Consider the following 25,208-nt stretch of genomic DNA (forward strand, 5'->3'; position numbering starts at 1 on the left):
CGGCTCACCCGGTGTCGGCGTGCAGCGCGTGCGTGCGGAGCGCCAGCAGGGCCTCGAACCGGAAGCGCGGGTCGCCGAGCCGGTCGCCGAACAGCTCCTCCAGCTGACGCAGGCGTTTGCGGGCCGTCTGCGGATGGATGCCCAGCGCCTGGGCGACCTCGGGGGCCGTCCGGCCCCAGGACATCAGCAGGGCGTCCAGGGTCGCGGCGAGCCGGACGGCCCGTCCCCGGGGCAGATCCGCGAAGACGCCCAGCACCCGGCGGCCGATCAGCTGCCCGATCGGTGCGCCCCGGAGCAGGTGCAGCTCCGCCAGCTCGTCGTCGACGCGCAGGAAGGCGCCCGCGTCGCCCGGCCCGGCCGGCAGTTCCGCACGCCGGTCGACGGCGAGCCGGGCGCACTGGAGCGACAGCCATGTCTCATGCGGGGGAACGGTCGGGCCCACGACGGCGACCCGGCCCCGGGCGGCGTCCCGCACCCGGTCGATCAGCCCGCTCGTCTCCGGTTCGGGCACGATCAGGAGGAGGTCGCTCCCCCGGCTGAGGGAGAGCACCTCACCGTCCGCGCCGGGTACGGAGAAGCGCCCCGCCGAGCGGACGATCACGGACGCGACGGCACCCGGCAGCGTCCAGCGGGCCCTCTCGGCCAGCGGCCCCAGCGGTGCGCGCTCCTGCCCTCGCGGCGGTTCCAGCAGCCGTTCCACCAGCGCTCGGCGGGCCCGCTTCACCTCGCCCTCCGAGCGGGACTGCGCGGCGAGGAAACCTTTCACCGACTCGTTGGACAGCGCGTTGATGTGGATCAGCACGGCATCGTGCAGGGTCAGGACGGTCGCCGGCGGCAACGAGGCCTCCTGCACGAACTCGGCATAGCGTCGGCTGCCCACGCGTGCGCCGACCCGGAACGCGGCTTGGAGAGCGTCCGTCGTCCGGCCGTTCAGGAACTCGACCCGCCCGAGGTGCCGGAAGTGGTCGAGGTGGTGGTCCTGCGCGCTGTCGGGGTGCTCGATCAGCTCCGCGAACTGGAGCACGGCCCGGCGGATCGACTCGGTCAGGTCGCGGCCGACGGCGGATTCGAGCGGTCGGCGGTAGGCGGGCACCTCGTCCCGGATCGCCCGGGTCATGTCGGCGACGATGTGCTCGGTCCGGGAGCGGATCAGCGCGGCGATCGCCGGGGGCAGCTCGTGCCAGGGCTGACGCGTGAACGTCTCGGCCGGTGGCGTCATCGCGGTGGCTCCGTCTCGGGCGGCGGGTGAGGGGCGGCGGGTACGGAGCGGCGCGCTCGCCGTGGGGCCGGCGGTGGCGCGCGCGGAAGCTGCCCCTGGTGAGGGGCAGTCCGGGAAAGGTGTCACGCCCATGACATCTTTCTCGTCTCCTCCGCGGCTCTCCTGGTCGGCACCCGCGGGCGACGCGAGTGTTGGTCCGACGTTACGCGCCAGTAGCTTCCGTGTCTCGCTCTTGTGACAAGGCTTCACCTCGTCCTGACCCATCCCCTTGGGGCCAGGCCGCACGGATCCGCCGGCGCTCCCCACGACCAGTCAGAGGAGCCCCTCATGCGCACCCGCAGACTGCGACGAACCCGACACCGACGCCTGGTGACCACGTCCCTGGCCGGGCTCACGGCGGCCGTCTGTATCGGCGTCGTCGGCGTCGACCGGTCGCAGGCGACGTCGGCCACGAACGACGTCGCGCCGGTCGCGGCGTCCGATCCGGTCGGCCCGCCCCGGCACGACTTCGCGTCCGCGTTCGCCTACTCCCTGGCCCACCCCACGGCCGTGCCCTCCGGCGCCAACGACTTCGCCTGCCGTCCCGGTGCCGCGCATCCGCGTCCCGTCGTCCTCGTGCACGGCACCATGGAGAACCGCTACGACAACTGGGCGGCGCTGGCTCCGCGGCTGAAGGAGGCCGGGTACTGCGTCTTCGCCCTCAACCACGGCGGCGGCTCCGGCCCGTTGCTCGGCACCAAGGACATGGCCGCCTCGGCCCGGCAGCTGGCGGACTTCGTCGACCGGGTCCGGGCCGCCACCGGCGCCGCGAAGGTCGACCTCGTCGGGCACTCCCAGGGCGGCATGATGCCGCGGTACTACATCAAGAACCTCGGGGGCGCGGCAGAGGTCGACAAGCTCGTCGCCCTCACCCCGTCCAACCATGGCACCACGTTCTCGGGCCTGGGCCTGCTCGCCCTGGTGATCCCCGGCGGCGACGCGGTTCTCGGAGCGGGCTGCAAAGCATGCAGCCAGCAGCTCATCGGCTCGGACTTCCTCCGGGACCTGAACTCCGCCAGCGAGACCGACCCGGGCGTCACCTACACGGTGATCACCACCCGGTACGACGAGGTCGTCACCCCGTACACCTCGGCCTATCTGGACACGGCCCCCAACGTCACCAACGTCAAGCTCCAGGACGTGTGCCCCGCCGAGTTCATCGACCACATCGGCATCAGCTACAACGACCTGGCCGGACGGCTCGTCCTGAACGCGCTCGACCCCGCCCACGCCCAGCGTCCGACCTGCTGAGACAACGCGTGATCCCATGGCCGTGCGGAGCGTTCCGCGGGGCCGTGGGGCGCGCTCAGTACTTCTTCGCGCCCGCCACGATCGCCTCCCGGATGCGGTGGTACGTCCCGCAGCGGCAGACGTTGCGGATCTCGTCGAGGTCGGCCTCGCTGATGTCACGGCCCTCGGCGCGGGCCTGGCGGACCTTGGCCACGGCGGTCATGATCTGGCCGGGCTGGCAGTAGCCGCACTGGGCGACGTCGTACTCCAGCCAGGCCTCCTGCATCGGGTGCAGTTCGCTGCCGACCGTGGCGGGCAGGCCCTCGATGGTGGTGACCTCGTCGGTGGGGCGCAGATCCTTCACGGGCACCGAACAGGGGTTGAACGCCTTGCCGTTGATATGGCTCGTGCAGGCCTGGCAGACGCCGAGTCCGCAGCCGTACTTCGGTCCGGTGACGCCCAGGACGTCCCGCAGCACCCACAGCAGCCGTACGTCGTCCTCGATGTCCACGGTGACGGACTCGCCGTTGAGGATGAAGGTGTGTTCGGGCACGGGGGCTCCTAGAAGGCGCGGCTCAGGCCGTCGGTGGGGGACGCGGGGATCGGCGGGGTGGTGGGCAGCGGCTCGAAGCCGAGCGGTTCGTCGTGGTTGAGGGGGAAGGCCGTCGGCATCGTGCCCGTCGCGCGTCCGTAGGCGCAGGCCACTGCGGCCATCGCGCCCGCGACGGCCAACTCCCCCGCGCCGCCGGGGGTGTCGGTGGTCGGCGGCATCACGATGATCTCCAGCTCCGGCGGAGTGTTCCACTGGCGGGTGTAGAAGTAGTTGTCCCAACTGCCCTCGAGGAAATGGCCGCCCGCGAGGTGCAGTCCGGAGCTGAGCGTGATCGCGATGCCGTCCATGATGCCGCCCATCATCTGGGCCTGAAGGCCGCGCGGGTTGACCGCCAGACCCACGTCCACGGCACACACGACCTTGGTCACACGCGGGCCCGTGTACGCGTCGGGGATCTCGCGTCCGGTGGTCTGCGGGCGACAGTCGATCTCGGCGAGGACCGCGACGTACGCGTGGTACTCGGGATGGAGCGCGATGCCCTGCGCCGTCCCGGCCGGCATGGCGCGGCCCCACTCCCCCGCCTCGGCGACCTTGTCGAGGACGGCCCGTGCCCGCTCGTCCTTGAGGAAGGAGCGGCGGAACCGGTAGGGGTCCTTGCCCATGCGCTTCGCCAGCTCGTCCACCACCAGCTCCTGCGCGCAGCGCACGTTGGGCGAGTAGATGTTCCGCATCGAGCCGGTGTTGAAGCCCTTGTCGGTCTCGCTGAGGAGCTGGGTGACGACGCCGAAGTGGTAGGGGGTCTGCTGGGTGAGGGTGAAGATCGTCTCGGAGAAGGTGAGGTCGCCGACGGGCAGCCGGCTGGCCTCGGCGGTGATGATCTCGCCCACGCCGTGGCCGAAGTCGGTGGCCACGGAGGTGTGGCGCTGGTCGTAGGCGAGCACCTGGCCGAGGGCGTAGGTGGCGCGCACCCGTGAGGTGGACATGGGGTGGGTCCGGCCCTGCCGGAAGTCGTCGGTGCGGTGCCACATCAGCTTGACCGGCTTGCCGATCGCCCGTGAGACCTCGGCGGCCTCGCCCGCGGCGTCGTGGAACAGCTTGCGGCCGAAGGAGCCGCCTCCCTCCGTCACATGGACCTTGACCGCGCCCACCGGGAGTCCGAGCCTGAGCGCGATCTCCTCCTGGGCGACGATCGGCGCCTTCAGGCTCGCCCAGATCTCGGCCGAGTCCTCGGTGACGTCGGCGACGGCGCAGTTGGTCTCCAGGGCGCTGTTGCTGGCGAAGTGGAAGGTGAAGCGGGCGTCGACCGACTTGGTCAGCAAGTCGAGCCCCGGAAGCGGGAGTTCGGCCTTGCGCAGCTTTGCGCGGATGCTGTCGTCGGAGGCGTCCTCGGCGGTTCCGGGCCCCCAGTCGACCTGGAGCGCGCGGACCGCGTCGATGCACTGGCCGAAGGTACGGCCGCGCACGGCGACGCCGGTCGGCACGCGGACGACGTCGGTGATGCCGGGCATGGCCCGCACCGCGTCGAGGTTCCGCACCGAGCGGACGGTGCCGTTGATCGTCGGCGGCCGGCACACCATCGTCGGCAGCGCGTCCGGCACCTGCACGTCCATGGCGAACTTCTTGCGGCCGGTGACCGCCTCCAGCGCGTCGATACGCCGCCGTGCGGTGCCGATCACCTTGAAGTCGGCGGGCTCCTTGAGGGTGACGGCGACCTGGCCGGTGGCCATCGAGGCGGCCTTCTCGGCGAGTTCGCCGTAGCCGACGCTCTTCCCGGTCACCGTGGAGGTGATGACCCCCGCCTTCGCCCTCAGGATGCCGACGGCCTCCCCCAGTTCGAGCGCGGCGGCCTTCAGCAGGCGGCCGCGGGCCACGGCGGCGGCGACGCGGATCGGGGTGTAGGTGGAGATGGTGGTGTTCGAGCCGCCGGTGAGCTGGTTGAAGAGCAGCTCGGGTCGTGCGTCGGCGAGTGTGACGTGGATCTTCTCCAGCGGCAGGTCCAGTTCCTCGGCGACCAGCATGGCGCTGGAGGTGGTGATGCCCTGGCCGACCTCGGCCCGCGGCAGGGCGAAGGAGGCCGTGCCGTCGCTGTCGAGCCGGATGGTGATCAGGTTCGCCGTGGGCAGCGCGGCGTGGGTGAGCATGTCGTTGAGGTCGTAGATCTCGGCCGGGCCGGGCAGCGAGGGGACCGCCGCGGCGGCCTCGGCGGGCGCGAGGACCGCCTCTCCGAGCGGTGCGGCGACGGTCAGCGTCGAGGCGGCGACCACATAGCCGAGGAATCGGCGTCGGCTGACGCCGTCGGGGTCGGCGGCGGACGCGGTGTCCGGCCGCCGCGATCCATGGACCGGGCCGCCCGAGCGCTGGTGCGGCAGCTCGGAGCGGTGGTGCGTTCCCATCGACTGACCTCCCGGCGACGTGGCGTGCGGCCGTGCTCGGCGGCTCCTGACTGTGCACGGCCCGCACGCGTTCCGGAAGATCCTGGCGACGCTTCGACACGCAACGCCCACAACCCGCCTCGCCTGTGAAGCTGCGGAGGCTCCGGCGGGAAGGGGCGTGACGAACGGGCCGGGCCTCACATGGATCCGCGCCCAGAGCCGATCAGCGTGCAGATCCCCGGGACGACCCTCGACCGACGGCCGGTGCCGCCGCGCAGCCCCCGCCGGCGCAGCCCGTCAGCCACTCGTCGAAGTCGGCGTCGTAACGGGTGCCGATGTCGGTGGCGTAGACGGCGTATCCACCGGTGTAGTCGCCGACGCGGAAGCGGGCGAGCATACGGTGGACGTCGGCCGGGTGCCGCTCGAACATGTAGCGGACCGCGAGGTAGCCCCACGGGTAGGTGCGGGTCACGTCGCTGTTGGTGTAGGTGTTCTGAAACAGGGTGCTCAGCCGGTATGTGTGCCTGCCCGCCTCCGTCACCGCCTGGTCGTAGGTGATGCCGCGGTAGCCGTACGACACGTACTCGGCCAGTCCCTCGATCCACCAGACGTCCGGCACCGAGGTCTGCTGGGCGAAGTCGCCCTTCATGTCGTGGCGGGCGTCGAGGTAGTGCGTGTACTCGTGGTTGAGGTTCCAGATCCGGGCGGCGTGTCCGGTGTCCTGGCTCTTCTGGTACATGACCGCGAACGGTTCGTTCGCGGGGTCCGCCGGGTTTCCGATCAGCGTCATGCCGCCGTTGTCCGTACTGATGCCGAAGATCGCTCCGGCGTACGTCCGGTAGTCCTCACGGCTGGCGAAGACGAACAGGTCGAGGCTCGACAGGTACTGGCCCGGGATGGGTCCGTCGTCCCTGACCAGATCGTGCACGTACGCGTCCTGGCGCAGCACACTGGCGCAGGCGGCGTCGAGGTCGGCCGAGGTGAGCGACTGGGCCCGGATCGTGCGCGTCGTGTCGCAGTCGCGGGTGACGGGCAGGGCGGCCCGGGTCAGCTGGCCGGCCAGGTCGCACACGCCGTAGTAGGCGCAGTTGGCGTGGTCGTAGGAGTCGGCCTGTGTGGCCACCGCCACCCACAGACCTGCCGTGGGGCCGGTGATCCGGGTCGTGTCCAGCAAGTGCCGGGCCCGGGGGCGCACCGTGGGCCGCAGGGCCGGGTGCTCGACGTAACGGGCCACGTTCATCCCGGCGTTGGAGGTGAGGTACGCACGGTTGGTGCCGAGCAGGTCGAGGTGGTCGAGCGCGAAGGCGTGCAGAGTGCGGACGACGGACGGGTCGGCGGTGACGGCGCTGACGTACTCCGCGTTCCAGTTGCCTCTCCAGAGCGGGGTGTAGACGGAGTTGACGGCCGCCAGCATGCTCAGGATCGCGTCGTAGGAGCTGTCGTACGCCTTCAATATCCGCTGGTAGACCCGCAGATAGCGGGCCTGCTGGTCGGCGCTGTCGGTGAGGATGACGACCTCCCCCAGCACATCGCCGTTGGCGGCGGTGACGTCCCTGGAGTGCGGGCGGGCGAAGAAGGAGTCCAGGCCGCGGACGGAGTTCCGGGCCAGGGATGCGCCGTACGGGCCGACGTCGTCCGGGTTGTTGAACTGTACGTAGTACCCGGCCCGGAGGAACAGGACGAGCTGCCACACCTGGGCGGAGTTGTCGCCGGCGTACTGCCGCGCCGTGCGCGTGAACGCCTCGGCGATCGTGACCATTTGGGCTTCCCGGAAGACGGCGCGGGCGTCCGTGCCGGTGACCCCGAACAGGGTGTTGACGCAGTCCGTGGTCGACGCCTTGACGAACGCGACGAGCGCGGCGCCGGTCCGGCGGCCGAAGTCGCCCGGTGTGCAGGGGGCCGCCTGGAGGCCGGGCTCCGTGCTCGGGCGGGTCGGGACGCGCGTCGGTGTCAGAGGGGGCAGGTGGGCGGGGTCGAGCGGCCGGTCCTGTACGGCGGGACGGGCGGCGGAGTTGAGGGCCGGGCCGGTCGGCGGTGGGGACTGTGCCGAGTCCCGGGATGTGACCGGCGCGGCGTCGGCCCGAGGGGCGGGTGTGGCGAGTGCCGGCGTCGACAGTAAGCCGCAGACGGTGACGCAGGCGGCGAGCGCCGTGACCATGCGTCTGGGCAGCACGAAGCGGTAGCGCATCTGGATTCCTCCACGGGTGGATGCGCCTCGATACGGGTGCTGAGGCGTGTGAGGCACTGTCTCAACGCCGCCTTGGCTCAACAATGCCGTGTGACATAGCACATGGCACTGAGGAGACATAACATGCCGTCCTGATCAGTGCCCGCGGGGTGCCGGCTACCCCTCGGCCGCGCTCCAGGTCCGGGCGGCCCATGTCCTCAAGTGCGGTGACTGTCCCACGAGTTGGCGGTGGGCGTCGGTCGCGGACTGGAACAGGGCGTCGACCGTGCCCTCGGCGAGCGCCGAGCGCCGCCAGGCCAGTACGTACCGACACCACAACGGCGTGCCGACCAGCGGTTTGACGACCACGTTCGGCACCGGCCGCATCGTCGGCTGCACGACGGCCACGCCGAGCCCGTCGGCGATCATTCCCTGCAACTGCTGCTGGTCGCCCAGGAATTCATGCGTGACCGCGGGTGTGAAACCGGCCGCCGTACAGGCCGAGTAGAAGACGCCGGGCCAGCCCGCGCCGTCGTCCGGCGTCAGGAACCACGCCTCCTCGGCCAGATCGGAGAGGGCGACCTGCGCGCGCTGCGCGAGCGGGTGCCGGGCCGGCAGGGCCACGAACGTCGGCTCGGTGACGATGCCGCGGTGGGCGACGGCGTCCGAGTGTTCCAGCTCCCTGCCCGGGTAGTCCGCGGCGAGGGCCGCGTCCACCACGCCCTCCTCCAGCAGCTCGACGATCCTCGAGGAGGCGTACACGCTGCTCACCGCGAGCGAGACGTCCGGCAGCCGGGAGCGCACGCCCGAGACCATGCCGGCCAGCATCGGCGAGTTGGTCGCGGCCACCCGCAGGGTCCGGCGCGCGGACGCGTCACCGGAGGCCGGACGCCGCCCGATCGCGTCGGCCCGGGTGAGGACGTCACGGGCCTGGGCGACCACCTCGAAGCCGTACGGCGTCAACCGCACGCCCGTCGGGCCCCGCTCGAAGAGCGACTCGCCGAAGTACCGCTCGATGCGCCGGAGTTGGGTGCTCATGGCGGGCTGCGAGTAACCCAGCTCGGCCGCGGCCCGGCCCACGCTCCCCGCGTCCGCGATGGCGCACAGCACCCGCAGATGCCGTAGCTCCAGCTCCACCCGCCCGCTCCTCCTCCGCGTCAACAGAATGTGCACTCTAACAAAAGGGCCAAAGTCTAATGAAACAGGATGATCTCACCTCACACCGACCCCCCTTTGAATGCTCATCGGAAGCTGCGGTTAGCATATGAGCGCCTCCTAGCTCGAAAGATAGGCCTGTGACTGTCAACGACGACTCGTTCACCAACTGGAAGAACCGCGAGGAGATCGCGGAGTCGATGATCCCGCTCATCGGGAAGCTGCACCGGGAGCGGGACGTCACCGTCCTCCTCCACAGCCGCTCCTTGGTGAACAAGTCGGTGGTCAGCATCCTGAAGACCCACCGGTTCGCCCGGCAGATCGCCGGTGAGGAGCTCTCGGTCACCGAGACCCTGCCGTTCCTGAAGGCCCTCACGGAGCTCGACCTCGGCCCGTCGCAGATCGACATCGGCATGCTGGCCGCGACGCACAAGGCCGACGACCGCGGGCTGACCGTGGAGGCGTTCACGGCCGAGGCCGTCGCCGGTGCCACCGGCGCCAACAAGATCGAGCACGGCGAGGGACGCGACGTCGTCCTGTACGGCTTCGGACGCATCGGCCGGCTCGTGGCCCGGCTGCTGATCGAGAAGTCCGGCTCGGGCAACGGCCTGCGGCTGCGGGCCATCGTCGTCCGGGGCGGCGGCGGGCGGGCCGATGAGGACCTGGTCAAGCGCGCCTCGCTGCTGCGCCGTGACTCCATCCACGGCCAGTTCCAGGGCACGATCACGGTCGACGAGGCCAACAGCACGATCAACGCCAACGGCAACGCGATCAAGGTGATCTACGCCAACGACCCCAGCGAGGTCGACTACACGGCGTACGGCATCAAGAACGCCATCCTGATCGACAACACCGGCAAGTGGCGCGACCGCGAGGGCCTGTCCGAGCACCTGCGCCCCGGCATCGACAAGGTCGTGCTGACCGCGCCCGGCAAGGGCGACGTCCCGAACATCGTGCACGGCGTCAACCACGACACCCTCAAGCCGGACGAGCAGATCCTGTCCTGCGCCTCCTGCACCACCAACGCCATAGTCCCGCCGCTGAAGGCGATGGAGGACGAGTACGGCGTGCTGCGGGGCCACGTGGAGACCGTCCACTCCTTCACCAACGACCAGAACCTGCTGGACAACTACCACAAGTCCGAGCGCCGCGGCCGCAGCGCGCCGCTGAACATGGTCATCACCGAGACCGGCGCCGCCTCGGCCGTCGCCAAGGCGCTGCCCGACCTCAAGGCGAGGATCACCGGCAGCTCGATCCGCGTTCCGGTGCCCGACGTCTCCATCGCGATCCTCAACCTCCAGCTGGGGCGCGAGACCACCCGCGAGGAGGTCCTCGACTATCTGCGCGACGTGTCGCTGACCTCGCCGCTGCGCCGCCAGATCGACTTCATCACGGCGCCCGACGCGGTCTCCAGTGACTTCATCGGCTCCCGCCACGCCTCGATCGTGGACGCCGGCGCGCTGAAGGTGGAGGGCGACAACGCGATCCTCTACCTCTGGTACGACAACGAGTTCGGCTACTCCTGCCAGGTCATCCGTGTCGTCCAGCACGTCTCCGGGGTGGAGTACCCGACCTACCCGGCACCGGCGGTCTGATCCCGTCCGACCGCCCGGTGCCGCTGAAGCGTGCGCCGGGCGGTCGTCGCTGTCCCCTCCGGTCAGTGTCCCCGGAACGCCTCCTCCAGCCACCATGAGCCGTGATCGGCGACCACCTTGGCGTCGACGAGCAACGGCACGGACCGAGGGCCCGCAACCCAGTCCGCCACGGCCTTGAGGTCGTCCCGCGTCCTGACCGTCACCGCCTCGAAGCCGTAGCCCCGGCCCACCGCGGCGATGTCCGTCGGCGGGAAGCGCACCGTGTCGAGGGGGTGCCCGTCGGGGCCGAAGTGGTGCACCTCGGCGCCGTAGGCCTCGTCGTCGTACACGACGACCACCATGGGCAGCCCGAGCCGGCGCACGGTGTCCAGCTCCACGGCGCTCATCAACGCGCCGCCGTCGCCGAGCGCGGCCACGGGCAGCCGGTCCGGCTGTGCCAGGGCCGCCCCGATCGTGGTCGCCAGCCCCAGCCCGATCGACTGGAAGGCCTGCGTGAAGCAGAACCCCTTCTCGTCCGGCACGGAGAGATACGCGCTCGGGTAGCCCATGAAGTTGCCGGAGTCCACGCCGACCACCCGCTCGGCAGGCAGGATCTCGTCCAGCGCGATGCTCAGCGTCCTCGGGTCGATCCGCTCACGGGTGCTCGTCTCCTCGTACGGCACATCACGCAGACGCAGCCGTGCCGCGAGGGCCGTACCGACCTCGCCGGTCCGGTAGCCCTCCCGCTGGGCGCCACCCGCCTCGAACACCTGGCGTGCGGTGAGGCGGACGTCGCCGTGGACGCCGAGGTGGACCGGTCGGTGCGCGCCGAGCGCGGACGGGTCGTCGTCGACCTGTACGACGGTGGCGTCGTGGCCGATCAGGTTGCCGTGCCGCATGGTCCACATGTTGAGCGCGCAGCCCCAGCCGACGATCAGGTCGGCGCCCTGGATCAGTTCGGCGGCCAGGGGCGAGGCGAATCCTCCGGAGACGTCCAGGGACCACGGGTCGCCGTGGAAGAGGCCGCGCGCGACGGCCGAGGTCGCGAGCAGCGCGCCATGGCGCTCGGCGAGAGCCGCCAGGGCTTCCCGGCCGCCGGGTCCCCGCGCGCCCCGGCCGGCCACGAAGACCGGCCGTGCCGACTGCCCGAGCAGCTCGGCCAGAGCGCTCACGCCTGCCGCGTCCGGCTCGACAGCGGTCCGCTCCCGCGGTGGCGCCGCCCGCTCCAGGGCTCCGTCGGGCACCTCCAGTGCCTGGACCGGCAGGGGCAGATTGAGCAGGACGGTACGCCGCTCCTGCACCGCCAGCCGTACCGCCGCACACGCCTGCTCCACGGCCTCCGCCGCCGACGTCACCCGAACCGCGGCGGCACCCACCGCACGGGCCAACGCCTCCTGGTCCACATGGAAGTTGGACCTCGGCTCGGTCACCTCGGCCGCGAGCACGACGAGCGGTGTACGGCTCTTGGCCGCCTCCGCGATTCCGGTCATCGCGTTGGTCAGACCGGGGCCCTGATGCACGCTGACCACCGCGACGGTGCCGGTGGTCCGGGCGTACGCGTCGGCCATCGTCGCCGCTCCGCCCTCGTGCCGTGCGGCGACGAACCGCGCCCCCGCCGCGACCATCGCGTTCGTGACGTGGAAGTTGCCCGACCCGACGACCCCGAAGACCTGGCCGACCCCGGCCGCGCACAGCGCCCTGCCGACCGCCTCCGCGACCTTCATCACCGCTCCACCAGCGCCAGCACGCGCGCCGGAGCCCCGGAGCCGGCCACGATGGGCAGCGGTCCCGCGATCACGACGCAGCCGGTCGGCGGGAGCGCGGCGAGGTTCTGCAACTGCGTGAGACCGTACTTGTCACTTCCCATCAGGTAGGAGTGGCAGGGAAAGGCGGGCTCGAAGGAGTGCGCGCGCCCGGCATCCGTGCCCACCGTCTCGACCCCGAGTCCGATCACCGATGACTCCTCGGCCACCCAGCGGGCGCACTCCACCGACAGTCCGGGCGTGTGCGGGCCGTTCTCGTCGGCGTTGAGGAAAGCCTCCTGGGTGTGCGAACGAGCGTCCCAGCCGGTGCGCAGCAACAGCCAACCGCCGTCCGGCAAGGGGCCGTTGTCGGCCTCCCACGCCTTCACATGGTCGATCTCCACCAGGAAGTCCGGGTTGTCGGCGGCCTCCGCGGTGAAGTCCAGCACGGCCGCGGGCGCGATCAGCCTGCGCGCGGGCACCGAGGCCACGTCGGCGAGTTCCTTGCCGGTGACCCAGTGGTTCGGCGCGTCGAAGTGGGTGCCGGTGTGCTCGCCGCTGCGGAAGTTGTTCCAGTACCAGGCCGGGCCCCGGTCGTCGTACCGGCTGATCTCCTCCAGCTCGAAGACCGCGGTCTGCCCGAACTGGGGCGGCAGTTGGATCACCGGTGTCGATGACGACAGGGGCGAGGTCAGGTCGACGATCTCGATCGACCCTCCTCGCAACCCGGACACCAGCGCGGCAAGGACGGACGGCTCGGACATGGCGCCTCCTCGTACGGGACGGTGCTCGCACCGACAGCATCTCAGTCCCTGCGCCCCACTCGAGACCGTGACAGGAACCACACAGACTCACTTGTAGGGCACACGAAAGATCCGGATAAGGTGAGGCTGGCCTAATGGGCCGACCGATGTGCACCAAAAGGGAGCCCTGTCATGCTTCACCGTCGCCGCGGCACTGCCGCCGTCGCTCTCGCCGTCGCCGCGGCGCTGTCCCTCGCGGCCTGCGGCGGTTCCAACGACGGTGCGGACACCACGGGTTCCGCCGCCGGCGCCGCGGACAAGAAGGACGTGGCCAAGGGCGGCAAGGACTTCGCGTCGGCCGCGAAGAAGACCGCCGGGATGGGCACCGACGCCAAGCCGGGCCAGTGGCCGCGCACCATCGAGCACGCCATGGGCGAGACGGTCATCAAGGCGCAGCCCAAGCGTGTCGTGGTCCTGGACGTCGGCGAGCTCGACAACGTCGTCTCGCTCGGCATCGAGCCGGTCGGCCTCGCCCCCACCGAGGGCTCCCCCGAGCTGCCCTCCTACCTCAAGAAGGACGCCGGCGCCCCGAAGAACGTCGGCACCATCAACAACCTCAACCTGGAGGCCATCGCCGGCCTCAAGCCGGACCTGATCCTCGGCAGCCAGTTGCGCGCGGCCGACAAGTACGACGAGCTGTCGAAGATCGCGCCCACCGTCTTCTCCATCCGCCCCGGCTTCACGTGGAAGGAGAACTACCTCCTGAACGCCGCGGCCCTGGACAGGACCGCGGAGGCCAAGGCGAAGCTCGCCGCCTACGACGGCAAGGTCAAGGAGCTCGGCACAGAGCTCGGCGCGAAGAAGCCGACCGTGTCGATGGTACGCTACCTGCCCGACGGTGTGATCCGGCTCTACGCCAACGCCTCGTTCATCGGCACCATCCTCAAGGACGCCGGCATCCCGCGCCCCGAGAACCAGGACATCGAGGACCTGGCCGCCGAGGTGAGCGCAGAGAACATCGACCAGGCCGACGCGGACTACATCTTCACCGGTGTGTACGGCGACGCGAAGGCCACCGACAAGTCCCGCGCTCAGGACAACCCGCTGTGGAAGAACCTGAAGGCGGTCAAGGCCGGGCACGCGTACGACGTCCCGGACGAGACCTGGTACCTGGGCCTGGGCGTCACCGCGGCCGACGTGGTGCTCGCGGACCTGGAGAAGTACCTCACCAAGTAGGACCCCGGCGGCGGGAGGACTCGTCCGCCGCACAGCGAACAGCAAGAGGAACCGCATGTCCCGTGCCACCCGGCGCCGGCTCGCCTGGACGGCCGCGGGCATGCTCCTGCTGCTCCTCGCCGTCCTGCTGAGCCTTGCCCTCGGCAGCCGGCAGATCGCCCCGTCCGAGGTGTTCGACGCCCTGCTGCGCGGCGGCACCGGCGACGACGCCCAGGTCGTGCGCGCCCTGCGGGTCCCCCGCACGGTCATCGGCGTGATGGTCGGGCTCGCCCTCGCGGTCGCCGGTGTGGTCATGCAGGGCATCACCCGCAACCCGATCGCCGAGCCCGGTGTCCTCGGTGTCAGCCAGGGCGCCTCGCTCGGCGTCGTCTGCGCCATCGCCTTCCTCGGGGTCCACACGCCCAGCGGATATGTCTGGTTCGCGTTCGCCGGAGCGGGGCTCGCGGCGGTGGCCGCCTACGCCGTGGCGGGCAGCGGACGCGGTGGCGCCTCGCCGGTCAAACTGGCGCTGGCCGGGGCCGCGATGAACGCGTTCATCGCCTCCGTGGTCTCCGCCATCGTCACGACCGACGCCCGCGCGCTCGACGAGTTCCGGTTCTGGGACGTCGGCTCGATCGGCGGCCGGAACGGCGAAGTCATCGCGCAGACCTGGCCGTTCGTGCTCGTGGGGCTGGTGCTGGTGGCCGTCGTGGCCCGGGGTCTGGACGCCCTGGCCCTCGGCGACGACGCGGCCAGGGGGCTCGGTCACCGGGTGGGGCTGGTGCGGGCGCTCGGCGCGCTCGCCGCGACCGTGCTGACCGGGGTGGCCGTCGCGGTGGCCGGTCCGATCGCGTTCATCGGGCTGGCCGTCCCGCACATGGCGCGGGCGCTGGTGGGCGCCGACCACCGCTGGGTCCTGGTCCTGTCGGCGCTGCTCGGACCCACGGTGATCCTGGTGTCGGACGTACTCGGGAGGGTCGTCTTCGCGCCCTCGGAGGTGCCGGTGGCGGTGATGACCGCGCTGCTCGGCGTGCCGTTCCTGGTCGCGCTGGTCCGAAGGAAGGCGACGGTGCCGGCATGACACAGCCACTCGAACGGCCCCGGCCCGCCGCGCGGCGGCTGCGCCCCGCCGGCTACACGGTCGTGCGCGTGGGGGACGGCAGCTTCCTGCTGCACCGCAGGGCGAGCGCGGTCGCGCTCCTGCTGGCCGTCCTGCTCGCGGTGACGGCCGTCGTGTCCCTGTGCGTCGGCGAGTCGTACGTCTCCCCCACCGAGGTCGTCCATGTGCTGCTGGGGCAGCCGAGCCCGGACGAACTGGTCGTCGGCACCCTCCGGCTGCCCCGGCTGGTGACGGGACTGCTGGTGGGCGCCGCCTTCGGTGTCTCCGGCGCGCTGGTCCAGACCGTCGCCCGCAACTCCCTCGCCAGTCCGGACGTCATCGGTGTGACGCACGGCGCGGGTGCGGCGACGGTGACCGCGATGACGTTCGGGCTGACGTCGTACAGCGTGCTGCCGTACGTCTCGGTCGCGGGCGGGCTCGCGGCGGCGGCACTCGTCTATGTCTTCGCCTGGCGGGGCGGTCTGCACGCGACGCGCTTCGTCCTCGTCGGGATCGGTGTGTCGATCGCGCTCGGCTCGCTGACCCGGCTGTTCCTCACCAAGGGCGACTATCTGGTGGCCCAGCAGGCCAAGGTGTGGCTGACCGGTTCCCTCAACGGTCGCGGCTACGAGCAGGCCGCACCGCTCGCCCTGGTCCTCGCGGTCCTGGTGCCGGTGCTGCTGTGGGCCGCGCACGCCCAGCGCATGGTGTCCCTGGACGACAGCACCGCGACCGCACTCGGCGTGCGGCTGGGCCCGGTCCGGCTGGGTCTGACCGCGCTCGGCGTCGTGCTGGCCTCCGTGGCCACCGGCGCCGCCGGTCCGGTCGACTTCGTGGCGCTGCTCGCCCCGCAGATCGCGCACCGGCTGACCCGCACCGCCCAGATTCCGCTGCTCTCCTCCGCCCTGACCGGCGCCACGATCGTGGTCGTCGCGGACCTGCTGGCCCGCCGGCTGTTCTCCCCGGTCGAGCTGCCGGTCGGCGTTCTGACGGCGGCGGTCGGCGCCCCGTATCTGATGTGGCTGATCGCGCGCACTCGCCGGGCCCGTCAGGGAACCTGAGGATCTCGGGGGCGGCAGGCCGGAAATCGACGAATGCCCGAGAACATCCGGGGCGCGTGAGGCACCGCGACTCGCCGCGTACGCGGTATCGCGCCAATGTCGCGGTTGGCGCCTTACGGCCGACGGACCTTCCGCCATAGCCGAACAGGCACTTCACACGCAGGTCACAACTTCACCACACAAGGAACACATTCGGTCGATCACCGGTCCGGGCCGCCTTCACCCGGCAGACGGCATGGGCGCCCGCTGCCTAACCTCCCCGGCTATGCGATCACCACGTATGAGACGCATCGGTCTCTCCGCCGTCCTCGGTCTGCTGCTCGCCGTCTTCGGCCTGGCCCCCAGCGCGAGCGCGGCCGACCCCGCGCCGGCCGGCCTGACGTTCGCCACCGACTCGGCCACCACGACGCCCGGCGGCACGGTACAGCTGTCCATGACGCTGACCAACAACAAGACGTACGACGTCCTGTTCATCTACCAGACGATCGAGCCCACCTGGCTCACCACCCAGCGTCCCGACCTGAAGTACAGCTTCACCGGCTGCACGCTGGCCACGGCCGCAGGCAGCGCACCCTGCTCCGGCACCGGCCCCAGCAACCTCGGCGCGAACTACGGCGCCACCATCCCGCCCGGTCAGAGCCGGACCGTCACGCTGACCCTCCAGATCGCCGCCGACTCGGGCTGCAACGGCAACATCGGCTTCTACTCGTACTACTACGCCGAGTTCAGCGACGCGACGAACACCAGCGGCGGCCCGGTCTTCACCCCGGAGACGCGCGTGCTCTGCGCCTGACGACCCACTCCGCCCAGCCGGTGCCCCGCGCAGCCGCCCATCCTGCGCGGGGCACCACCGCGCGCCGCTCAGTTAATCCGAACAGAGGATGAGTTTTCGGGGAGGTCGGCGAAACGCCGCCGTGGTGCTTCTTCCCCTTCCGCAAACGAGCGAGCATGCCCGGTCATGGAGATCTTGCTCGTCGCCAGCGCGTTCAACAGCCTCTCCCAGCGCGTCTACGCGGAACTGTCCGACCACGGGCACCGGGTGGACGTCGTCCTCGCTTCGCACGGCCCCGCGGCGATCCGGGCCGCCGTGCACGCGACCCGCCCGGAACTGATCATCGCCCCGATGCTGAAGACGGCGTTGCCGGAGGACGTGTGGCGGGAGCACACCTGCTTCATCGTGCACCCGGGGCCGCCGGGCGACCGGGGCCCGTCCTCCCTGGACTGGGCGGTCTCCGAGGAGGCGACCCACTGGGGGGTGACCGTGCTCCAGGCCGAGGCGGCGATGGACGCGGGCGCCGTATGGGCCACCCGGACCTTCCCGCTGCCGCTCGTCGGCAAGAGCGACCTGTACCGGGGCGAGGTCTCCGACGCCGCCTCGGCCGCCGTACTGCTCGCCGTGCAGCGATACGCCGAAGGATCGTTCAAGCCGCAGTCCCAGAGCGACCCGGCGATCCGTGTGCGGTGGCGGGACTACTTCCGCCAGGAGCAGCGGCGGATCGACTGGGACGCCGACGACACCGGCACGGTGCTGCGCAAGCTCAGGGCGGCCGACTCGCAGCCGGGAGTCCTGGACGAAGTCCTCGGCCGGGAGGTGTTCCTGCACGGCGGGCATCTCGAGGACCGGCTGCGGGGAGACCCGGGCGAGCTGCTCGCGACGCGCGCCGGGGCGGTCTGCCGGGCCACCGTGGACGGCGCGGTGTGGATCCCGGAGCTGCGCCCGCGCAAGAGCTCCGGCGATCCGGCGCCGTTCCGCCGCCCCGCGGCCTCCGTACTGGCCTCCTTCCAGCGGCCGGCGGAGCCGCGGCTCCCGGAGATCGCCGTCCCGCTCGAACTGGGCCGCGACCGCCATACCTGGACCGACATCCGCTACCGGCAGCACGGCCACGTCGGCTTCCTGCACTTCTCCTTCCCCGGCGGGGCGATGAGCACCGAGCACTGCCGCAGGCTGCACGCCGCCTACCGGTTCGCGCTCACGCGCCCCACCCGGGTGCTGGTGCTCGGTGGCTCCCGGGACTTCTTCTCCAACGGCATCCACCTGAACGTCATCGAGGCGGCCGACGATCGCGCGGGCGAGTCCTGGACCAACCTCAACGCCATGGACGACCTGGTCGAAGCGGTGCTACGCACCACCGACCGGCTGGTGGTGGCGGCGGTCGGCGGCAACGCGGCGGCCGGCGGGGCCATGCTCGCCCTGGCCGCCGACCTGGTGTGGTGCCGCTCGGGCACGGTCCTCAACCCGCACTACCGGCGCATGGGCCTGTACGGGTCGGAGTTCTGGACGTACACCCTCCCCCGCCGCGTCGGAGGGGAGATCGCACGGCAGCTGATGGCCGAAGCGCTGCCGGTGAGCGCGACGAGGGCGGAGGGGATCGGTCTGGTGGACCGTCTGGTGTCCGTGCCGGCGCAGGAGTTCGGTGCCGAGGTCGGGCACATGGCTGCCGCGCTCGCGGAGGACCCGGACCTCGCGCGGCGGATCGCGGCGAAGACGGCGGCACGTCAGTCGGACGAGGCCCGCCGGCCGCTCGCCGAGTACCGGCGGGCCGAACTCTCCCGGATGCGCGACATCTTCTTCGATCTGCACTCCCCCTACCACGCCCTGCGGTCGGCCTTCGTCCGCAAGCAGCTGAGAGGCTCCGCCCACCCGCTGGCCATGGGGGACGCCCGGTGAGCACACGGCTGCTCGTGGCGGGCGTCGGCAACATCTTCCTCGCGGACGACGCCTTCGGCCCGGAGGTGATCCGTGCCCTGGACCGGCACCCGCTGCCGCCCGAGGTGCGGGTGCGGGACTTCGGCATCCGCGGGATGGATCTCGCCTACGAGCTGCTCGACGGCTACGACCTCGCGCTGCTGGTCGACGCCGCGGCGCGGGGGCTTCGGCCCGGCACCCTGTCGCTGATCGAACCGGAGCTTCCCGACGGCGCCTCGGGCGGCGCCCCGCCCGAGGCGCACGGCATGGACCCGGCGAAGGTGCTGGCCCTGGCCGCGCATCTGGGCGACGAGCCGCTCCCGCGTGTCCTCGTCCTGGCCTGCGAGCCAGAGCTGCGGCCGCGCGGCGACGAGGACATCGCGCCCGGCATGAGCGCGACGGTGCGCGACGCGGTGGAGCGGGCCGTGGCGGCCCTGCACGACATCGTCCCGGTGCTGCTCGCCGACCCGGCGGCCACCGACCCGTTGAGCCGCCCGGACGAATCCGCCGCCCTGTCCCCGGCCGGGCTCCGGCCCATGGTGAGCGGCGGCGCGGAGGATCGGTAGCGGACCGGCCCCCTGGCCGGTCCCCCAGCGACCGCGAGGAGCAACGCCCATGTGTGAGTCCGTGGACGAGGTCACCCAGGCCGTCCTGGCGAAGAACGACGGTCTGGCGGCGGGCCTGCGCGACGAGCTGGCCAGGCGCGGGACGAGTGTGGTCAACCTGCTGTCCAGCCCGGGCAGCGGCAAGACGGAACTGCTCGGGCGTGTGCTGGCCCGGGCGGTGGAGCGCCGCATCCCCGTGGCCGCGCTCACCGCGGACCTGGCCACAGAGAACGACGCCGACCGGCTGGCACGTTCGGGGGCCCCGGTGAAGCAGTTGCTGACCGACGGCCTGTGTCATCTGGAGGCCCGCCAGCTGACCGCTCATGTGGAGAGCTGGCTGCCGACGGACACCTCGCTGCTGTTCGTGGAGAACGTCGGCAACCTGGTCTGCCCCGCGGCCTACGACCTCGGCGAGAACCTGCGGATCGTGCTGATGGCGGTGACCGAGGGCGAGGACAAGCCGCTGAAGTACCCCACGGCCTTCGGCTCGGCTCATCTCGTGGTGCTCACGAAGACAGACCTGGCCGAGCCGGCCGGTTTCGACGCGGCCGCCTTCGAGGCGCATGTGCAGCGGGTCAACCCCGGTGTGGAGGTGCTGCGCTCCTGTGCCCGCAGCGGCGAGGGAGTCGACACGCTCCTGGAACGGGTGCTCGCCGCCCGGGACGGGGCCCCCGTCCACCGGCCTCCGCTCGCGCCGCACCCCCACGGGCATGTCCACGCGACGAGCCGCGCCTCATGACGGCTCCCGTCACCGAGGCGGTACGCCGTCGCGTCACCGTACGCGGCACGGTGCAGGGCGTGGGATTCCGCCCGTTCGTGCACCGCCTGGCCACGGACCTCGCGCTGGCCGGGTTCGTGAGCAACACGGCGAGCGGCGTGCTCATCGAGGTGGAGGGCCCGCCGGACGGCGTCGCCCGCTTCTGCGACCGACTCGCCACACAGCCGCCGCCGTTGGCCGCCGTCATCGGCGTCGGAGTCGAGGACCTGCCCGTCACCGGAGCCGACGACGCCTTCACCATCCGCTCCACCGACCGCTCCCCGGGCCGCACACTTCTCCCGCCCGACACGGCGGCCTGCGACGACTGCCTGCGGGAGCTGGCCGATCCGGCCGACCGCCGTCACCGCCACCCGTTCGTCACCTGCACCCACTGCGGTCCCCGCTTCACCATCGCCACCGGGATGCCGTACGACCGGGCGGTCACCACCATGACCGGCTTCCCGATGTGTCCGGCCTGTGCCCGGGAGTACGGCGATCCCGGTGACCGCCGCTTCCACGCCCAGCCCGTGGCCTGCCCCGACTGCGGTCCCCGGCTGCGTCTGGTGCCGGCTGCCGGCAGCGGCGTCCGCCCCGCGCGGGACGCCGACGCACCGGCGGTGGCCCGGGCGCTGCTGACGGCCGGGCGGATCGTCGCCGTGAAGGGCCTGGGCGGCTACCACTTGGCGTGCGACGCCATGAACGCGCGGGCCGTCGACACGCTGCGCGCCCGCAAGGAGCGCGGCGGCAAGCCGTTCGCGGTGATGTGCGCGGACCTCGACGCCGTCCGGCGCGTCGCCGTGCCGTCCTCGGCGGAACTGGCCGCCCTCACCAGCCCCCGGCGCCCCATCGTCCTGCTGCGCCGGCGTGCCGGACAGAACCCGCTCGCACCAGGGATCTGCCCCGGCAGCCCGCACCTCGGCGTGATGCTGCCGTACACCCCCTTGCACACCCTTCTGTTCGGGCTGCCCGGGGATCCGCCGGGTCCGCGCGTGCTGGTCATGACGAGCGGCAACCGCTCCGGGGAACCGATCGTCACGGACGACGAGGAGGCACTGACGCGGCTGGCCGGGCTGGCCGACGCCTGGCTCGCCCACGACCGGCCCATCGCCTCTCCCTGCGACGACTCCCTGCTGCGGGTGCGGCCCGACGGCACCGAGCAGGTGCTGCGCCGGTCCCGGGGCTATGTGCCCCGTCCGCTGCGGCTGCCGGTGGCCGTGCGTCCGGCGCTGGCGGTGGGCGGCGATCTGAAGAACGCGCTGTGCGTCGGCGAGGGCGACCAGGCCTGGTTCGGGCCGCACATCGGCGACATGGGAGAGCTGACCACGCTGGCGGCGGCGCGGCGGGCAGAGTCCCAGATGCGCCGTCTGACCGGTGTGAGCCCTGAACTCGTCGCCGCGGACCGCCACCCGGGTTACCACTCGGCACGGTGGGCCCGCCGACGGGCCGCCCAACTAACCGGCCGCACACCGGTGTTCGTACAGCACCACCACGCGCACATCGCGTCGGCGATGGCCGAGCACTCACTCGTCGGCACGACGCCCGTGATCGGCGTCGCGTTCGACGGAACGGGTTATGGAGACGACGGCACCGTCTGGGGCGGCGAGATCCTGCTCGCCGACTACGCCGGCTTCCGGCGCTTCGCCCGGCTGACCCCCGCCCCGCTCCCCGGCGGGGACGCGGGGGTCGCCAACCCCTGCCGGCTGGCGCTCGCGCGGCTGTGGGCGGCGGGTGTGCGATGGGACCCGGACCTGCCCTGCGTCACGGCCTGCCCTCCCGAGGAACTGACCTTGCTGGAACGGCAGTTGGCCCGCGGTGTGGCCTGTGTGGCGACCTCCAGCATGGGCCGGCTCTTCGACGCGGTCTCGTCCCTTGCGGGTGTGTGCCACCGCGCGCGGTACGAGGCGCAGGCAGCCCTGGAGCTGGAGGCCGCGGCGGCTTCGGCGTGGGACGCGGACGGTTCGGCGTACACCTTCGGTATCGCGGCCGGGGCCTTCGACCCCGCACCGGTGCTGAGTGCGCTCGTCGCCGATCTGCGGCGGGGCACACCGGCCCCCGTGCTGGCCGCGCGCTTCCACCGGGGCGTCGCGCGGGCCGTCACGGAGTTCTGCCTGCGGGCACGCCAGGACGTGGGGCTGGGCACCGTCGCCCTCAGCGGTGGGGTCTTCGCCAACGCGCTGCTGGAGGAGGAGTGCGCGCGGCTGCTGGGCGGGGCCGGCTTCACGGTGCTGCGACACGGCGAAGTCCCCCCGAACGACGGCGGGTTGGCCCTCGGCCAGCTGGTGGTCGCGGCGCACGAACGACAAGAGGAGTGACGCATGTGCTTGGCAGTGCCCGGCAAGGTCGTGGCCATCGACGGCGACGCGGACCCGCTCACCGGGCTGATCGATTTCGGCGGAGTGCAGAAACAGGCGTGCCTGGAGTACGTGCCCGATGTGCGGGTGGGTGAGTACGTCATCGTGCACGTCGGGTTCGCGCTCCAGCGCCTGGACGAGGAGTCGGCCCTGGCCTCGCTCAAGCTATTCGAGGAACTGGGGCTGCTGGAGGAGGAGTTCGGGGACGCCTGGGAGCAGGCTTCCAAGCAGGAGAGCGGGAGTGAGGTCCAGTGAAGTACGTCGAGGAGTTCAACGACCCGGTTCTCGCCGGCCGGCTGCTGGACGAGATCCGCGCCACGGTCACCCGGCCCTGGGCGCTGATGGAGGTGTGCGGCGGGCAGACCCACTCCATCATCCGGCACGGTATCGACCAACTCCTGCCCGAGGAGGTGGAGTTGATCCATGGGCCCGGCTGCCCGGTGTGTGTCACCCCGCTCGATGTCATCGACAAGGCGCTGGAGATCGCCGCACGCCCGGGGGTGATCTTCTGTTCCTTCGGCGACATGCTGCGGGTGCCGGGCACCGACCGGGACCTGTTCCGGGTCAAGGGGGAGGGAGGTGACGTCCGGGTGGTGTACTCCCCGCTCGACGCCCTCGACCTCGCCCGCAGGAACCCGGACCGGCAGGTCGTCTTCTTCGCCATCGGCTTCGAGACGACCGCCCCCGCCAACGCCATGGCCGTGCACCAGGCCCGCCGTCTCGGTCTGGAGAACTTCAGCCTGCTGGTGTCCCATGTCCGGGTTCCCCAGGCCATCGAGGCCATCATGACCTCCCCCAGCTGCCGGGTGCAGGGCTTCCTCGCGGCCGGGCATGTGTGCAGCGTGATGGGCACGGCGGAATACCCGGACCTGGCGGACAGGTTCCGGGTACCGCTCGTCGTGACCGGATTCGAGCCGCTGGACATCCTCGAGGGCATCCGCCTCGCCGTCCATCAGCTGGAGCGCGGCGAGCACCGGGTGGAGAACGCCTACGCCCGGGCCGTGCAGGAGCGGGGCAACCCGGCGGCCCGGCGCATGATCGAGGAGGTCTTCGAGGTCACGGACCGCAACTGGCGCGGCATCGGGCCCATCCCCTCGAGCGGCTGGCGGCTGACCGACGCCTTCCGCGCCTATGACGCCGAGCACCGTTTCGACGTCGCCGGCATCCGCACCGAGGAGCCGGCCGAGTGCCGCAGCGGCGAGGTGCTCCAGGGGCTGATCAAGCCCACCGAATGCGCCGCGTTCGGCACCACCTGCACCCCGCGCACCCCGCTCGGCGCCACCATGGTCTCCAGCGAGGGCGCCTGCGCGGCCTACTACCTGTACCGCCGGATGAGCGGCCCGACGCCGCAGGCCGCTCCGGCCGCGCGCGAGGAGATGAACCCCGTTGCCTGAACAACTCGCCGAGACGGCCGACCCGGCCGCCTGGACCTGTCCCGCCCCGCTGCGCGACCAGCCGGTCGTGGTGATGGGGCACGGTGGCGGAGGTGCGCTGTCGGCGGAGCTGATGGAGCAGGTCTTCGCCCCTGCCTACGGCAACAGCCACCTGGCCGCGCTCACCGACTCCGCCGTCCTCGAACTGGGCGGCGCCCGGCTGGCGTTCTCCACCGACTCGTACGTGGTCAGGCCGCTGTTCTTTCCCGGCGGCAGCCTCGGTGACCTCGCGGTCAACGGCACCGTCAACGACCTGGCGATGAGCGGTGCCCGGCCCGCGTACCTCTCCGCCGCGTTCGTCCTGGAGGAGGGTGTGCAGCTGAGCGTCGTCGAGCGGATCGCCCGCTCCATGGGCGCGGCGGCCGAGGCGGCCGGGGTCAGTATCGCCACGGGTGACACCAAGGTGGTGGAGTCCGGGCACGGCGACGGGGTGTACGTCACCACCGCCGGAGTGGGGCTCGTCCCCGCCGGCGTGGACATCCGCCCGCAGCGTGCCCGGCCCGGAGACGCGGTCATCGTCAGCGGGCCGATCGGTCTGCACGGGGTGGCGATCATGAGCGTCCGTGAGGGGTTGGAGTTCGGCGTCGAGATCGCCAGCGACACCGCGCCGCTCGCGGATCTGGTGGCGGCCATGCTCGCCGTCACTCCCGACATCCATGTGCTGCGCGACCCCACCCGGGGCGGTCTGGGCGCCTCCCTCAACGAGATCGCCCGCGCCTCCGGAACCGGTGTCCTGCTGCGCGAACGTGCCGTCCCGGTGCCGGACGCGGTGGTGAACGCCTGCGGTTTCCTGGGCCTCGACCCCTTGTACGTGGCCAACGAGGGGCGGCTGGTCGCCTTCGTGCCCCCGTCGGCGGCGGAGGAGGTCCTCGTGGCGATGCGGGCCCATCCTCAAGGGTCCGGGGCAGAGTTGATCGGCGAGTGCGTCGCCGAGCATCCGGGGATGGTCGTGGTCGCCACCGGTCTGGGCGGCACCCGGGTGGTGGACCTGCCGTTGGGCGAGCAGTTGCCGCGTATCTGCTGACCGCACGCGACCGGGCCCCGGGGGGGGGGTTGTTGGGCCAGCGGGGGAGTGGGGGGGGGGGGGGGTGGTGTGAGGTGAAACAGGGGGGGTTGAGTGGCTTCGTCTCTTCTGGCGTTTGAGGACAAGGCCCCTTCAGGGCCGAAGCGAGGCCTGGGGCGGCAGCCCCAGCGGGGTCGAAGGGGC

General features: G+C 71.7%; 20 protein-coding genes. 13 read left to right on the forward strand and 7 right to left on the reverse strand.

The features are described 5' to 3' along the window. Positions 1–4: 4 nt before the first annotated feature. Complete coding sequence (locus tag ACFQ6S_RS09955) at positions 5–1,219, reverse strand: helix-turn-helix domain-containing protein (protein ID WP_383405663.1); 1,215 nt, start codon at positions 1,217–1,219, stop codon at positions 5–7. Positions 1,220–1,546: 327 nt separating this feature from the next. Here ACFQ6S_RS09955 and ACFQ6S_RS09960 point away from each other — a divergent pair, with 327 nt between their 5' ends. Beyond that, positions 1,547–2,509 (forward strand): esterase/lipase family protein, encoded by a 963-nt coding sequence (locus ACFQ6S_RS09960; RefSeq protein WP_383405665.1) that lies wholly within the window; start codon positions 1,547–1,549, stop codon positions 2,507–2,509. Between the two features lie 55 nt (positions 2,510–2,564). On the opposite strand, the gene ACFQ6S_RS09965 is transcribed toward ACFQ6S_RS09960, so the two are convergent. From ACFQ6S_RS09965 to ACFQ6S_RS09980, 4 genes are all read right to left on the reverse strand, one after another. Next, the gene (locus ACFQ6S_RS09965; RefSeq protein ID WP_383405667.1) at positions 2,565–3,041 is read right to left on the reverse strand and encodes a (2Fe-2S)-binding protein; all 477 of its coding nucleotides are present in this window, start codon (positions 3,039–3,041) and stop codon (positions 2,565–2,567) included. An 8-nt stretch (positions 3,042–3,049) separates the two neighbouring features. Further along, positions 3,050–5,434, reverse strand: a complete 2,385-nt coding sequence (locus ACFQ6S_RS09970) for a molybdopterin cofactor-binding domain-containing protein (protein WP_383405669.1) — start codon at positions 5,432–5,434, stop codon at positions 3,050–3,052. Between the two features lie 202 nt (positions 5,435–5,636). Then, complete coding sequence (locus ACFQ6S_RS09975; RefSeq protein WP_383405671.1) at positions 5,637–7,601, reverse strand: collagenase; 1,965 nt, start codon at positions 7,599–7,601, stop codon at positions 5,637–5,639. 156 nt (positions 7,602–7,757) lie between these two features. Continuing rightward, positions 7,758–8,717, reverse strand: a complete 960-nt coding sequence (locus ACFQ6S_RS09980; RefSeq protein WP_383405673.1) for a LysR family transcriptional regulator — start codon at positions 8,715–8,717, stop codon at positions 7,758–7,760. Positions 8,718–8,875: 158 nt separating this feature from the next. Between ACFQ6S_RS09980 and ACFQ6S_RS09985 the strand changes: the two genes are divergently transcribed. Continuing rightward, a complete protein-coding gene (locus ACFQ6S_RS09985; RefSeq protein ID WP_383405675.1) occupies positions 8,876–10,330 on the forward strand; it encodes a glyceraldehyde-3-phosphate dehydrogenase in 1,455 nt (484 codons plus the stop codon). A gap of 62 nt (positions 10,331–10,392) precedes the next feature. Here ACFQ6S_RS09985 and ACFQ6S_RS09990 read toward each other — a convergent pair whose 3' ends face one another. After that, a complete protein-coding gene (locus tag ACFQ6S_RS09990; RefSeq protein WP_383405677.1) occupies positions 10,393–12,033 on the reverse strand; it encodes a thiamine pyrophosphate-binding protein in 1,641 nt (546 codons plus the stop codon). Further along, entirely contained in the window at positions 12,033–12,815 is a 783-nt protein-coding gene (locus ACFQ6S_RS09995; RefSeq protein WP_383405679.1) for a cyclase family protein, read from the reverse strand. Before ACFQ6S_RS09995 ends, ACFQ6S_RS09990 begins: the two co-directional genes overlap by 1 nt. A 171-nt stretch (positions 12,816–12,986) precedes the next feature. On the opposite strand from ACFQ6S_RS09995, the gene ACFQ6S_RS10000 reads away from it, so the two are divergent. The 11 genes from ACFQ6S_RS10000 to hypE all read left to right on the forward strand — a co-directional run bounded on the left by ACFQ6S_RS10000 (position 12,987) and on the right by hypE (position 25,025). After that, positions 12,987–14,030 carry an ABC transporter substrate-binding protein gene (locus ACFQ6S_RS10000; protein WP_383405681.1) on the forward strand — a complete coding sequence of 348 codons (1,044 nt, stop codon included), beginning with the start codon at positions 12,987–12,989 and terminating at the stop codon, positions 14,028–14,030. Between the two features lie 55 nt (positions 14,031–14,085). Then, positions 14,086–15,090, forward strand: coding sequence for a FecCD family ABC transporter permease (locus ACFQ6S_RS10005; RefSeq protein WP_383405683.1), 1,005 nt, complete (start codon positions 14,086–14,088; stop codon positions 15,088–15,090). After that, a complete protein-coding gene (locus ACFQ6S_RS10010; protein ID WP_383405685.1) occupies positions 15,087–16,169 on the forward strand; it encodes a FecCD family ABC transporter permease in 1,083 nt (360 codons plus the stop codon). Before ACFQ6S_RS10005 ends, ACFQ6S_RS10010 begins: the two co-directional genes overlap by 4 nt. A 280-nt stretch (positions 16,170–16,449) precedes the next feature. Further along, positions 16,450–16,962 carry a hypothetical protein gene (locus ACFQ6S_RS10015; RefSeq protein WP_383405687.1) on the forward strand — a complete coding sequence of 171 codons (513 nt, stop codon included), beginning with the start codon at positions 16,450–16,452 and terminating at the stop codon, positions 16,960–16,962. 165 nt (positions 16,963–17,127) lie between these two features. After that, on the forward strand, positions 17,128–18,837 hold the full coding sequence (locus ACFQ6S_RS10020) for an enoyl-CoA hydratase-related protein (protein ID WP_383405689.1): 1,710 nt from the start codon (positions 17,128–17,130) through the stop codon (positions 18,835–18,837). Next, complete coding sequence (locus ACFQ6S_RS10025; RefSeq protein ID WP_383405691.1) at positions 18,834–19,421, forward strand: hydrogenase maturation protease; 588 nt, start codon at positions 18,834–18,836, stop codon at positions 19,419–19,421. The genes ACFQ6S_RS10020 and ACFQ6S_RS10025 overlap by 4 nt, the downstream gene beginning before the upstream one ends. A 49-nt stretch (positions 19,422–19,470) precedes the next feature. Then, positions 19,471–20,199 (forward strand): hydrogenase nickel incorporation protein HypB, encoded by a 729-nt coding sequence (gene hypB / locus ACFQ6S_RS10030; protein WP_383405693.1) that lies wholly within the window; start codon positions 19,471–19,473, stop codon positions 20,197–20,199. Then, positions 20,196–22,529: a carbamoyltransferase HypF gene (gene hypF, locus ACFQ6S_RS10035; protein ID WP_383405695.1), complete on the forward strand. Its 2,334-nt coding sequence runs from the start codon at positions 20,196–20,198 to the stop codon at positions 22,527–22,529. The genes hypB and hypF overlap by 4 nt, the downstream gene beginning before the upstream one ends. A gap of 3 nt (positions 22,530–22,532) precedes the next feature. Next, a complete protein-coding gene (locus ACFQ6S_RS10040) occupies positions 22,533–22,823 on the forward strand; it encodes a HypC/HybG/HupF family hydrogenase formation chaperone (protein WP_383405697.1) in 291 nt (96 codons plus the stop codon). After that, positions 22,820–23,962, forward strand: coding sequence for a hydrogenase formation protein HypD (hypD, locus tag ACFQ6S_RS10045; RefSeq protein WP_383405699.1), 1,143 nt, complete (start codon positions 22,820–22,822; stop codon positions 23,960–23,962). Before ACFQ6S_RS10040 ends, hypD begins: the two co-directional genes overlap by 4 nt. Continuing rightward, positions 23,955–25,025 (forward strand): hydrogenase expression/formation protein HypE, encoded by a 1,071-nt coding sequence (gene hypE, locus ACFQ6S_RS10050; RefSeq protein WP_383405700.1) that lies wholly within the window; start codon positions 23,955–23,957, stop codon positions 25,023–25,025. Before hypD ends, hypE begins: the two co-directional genes overlap by 8 nt. The last annotated feature ends 183 nt before the right edge of the window (positions 25,026–25,208 follow it).

The sequence above is a fragment of the Streptomyces sp. NPDC056479 genome (assembly GCF_042795335.1).
In the GTDB taxonomy this organism is placed as follows: domain Bacteria; phylum Actinomycetota; class Actinomycetes; order Streptomycetales; family Streptomycetaceae; genus Streptomyces.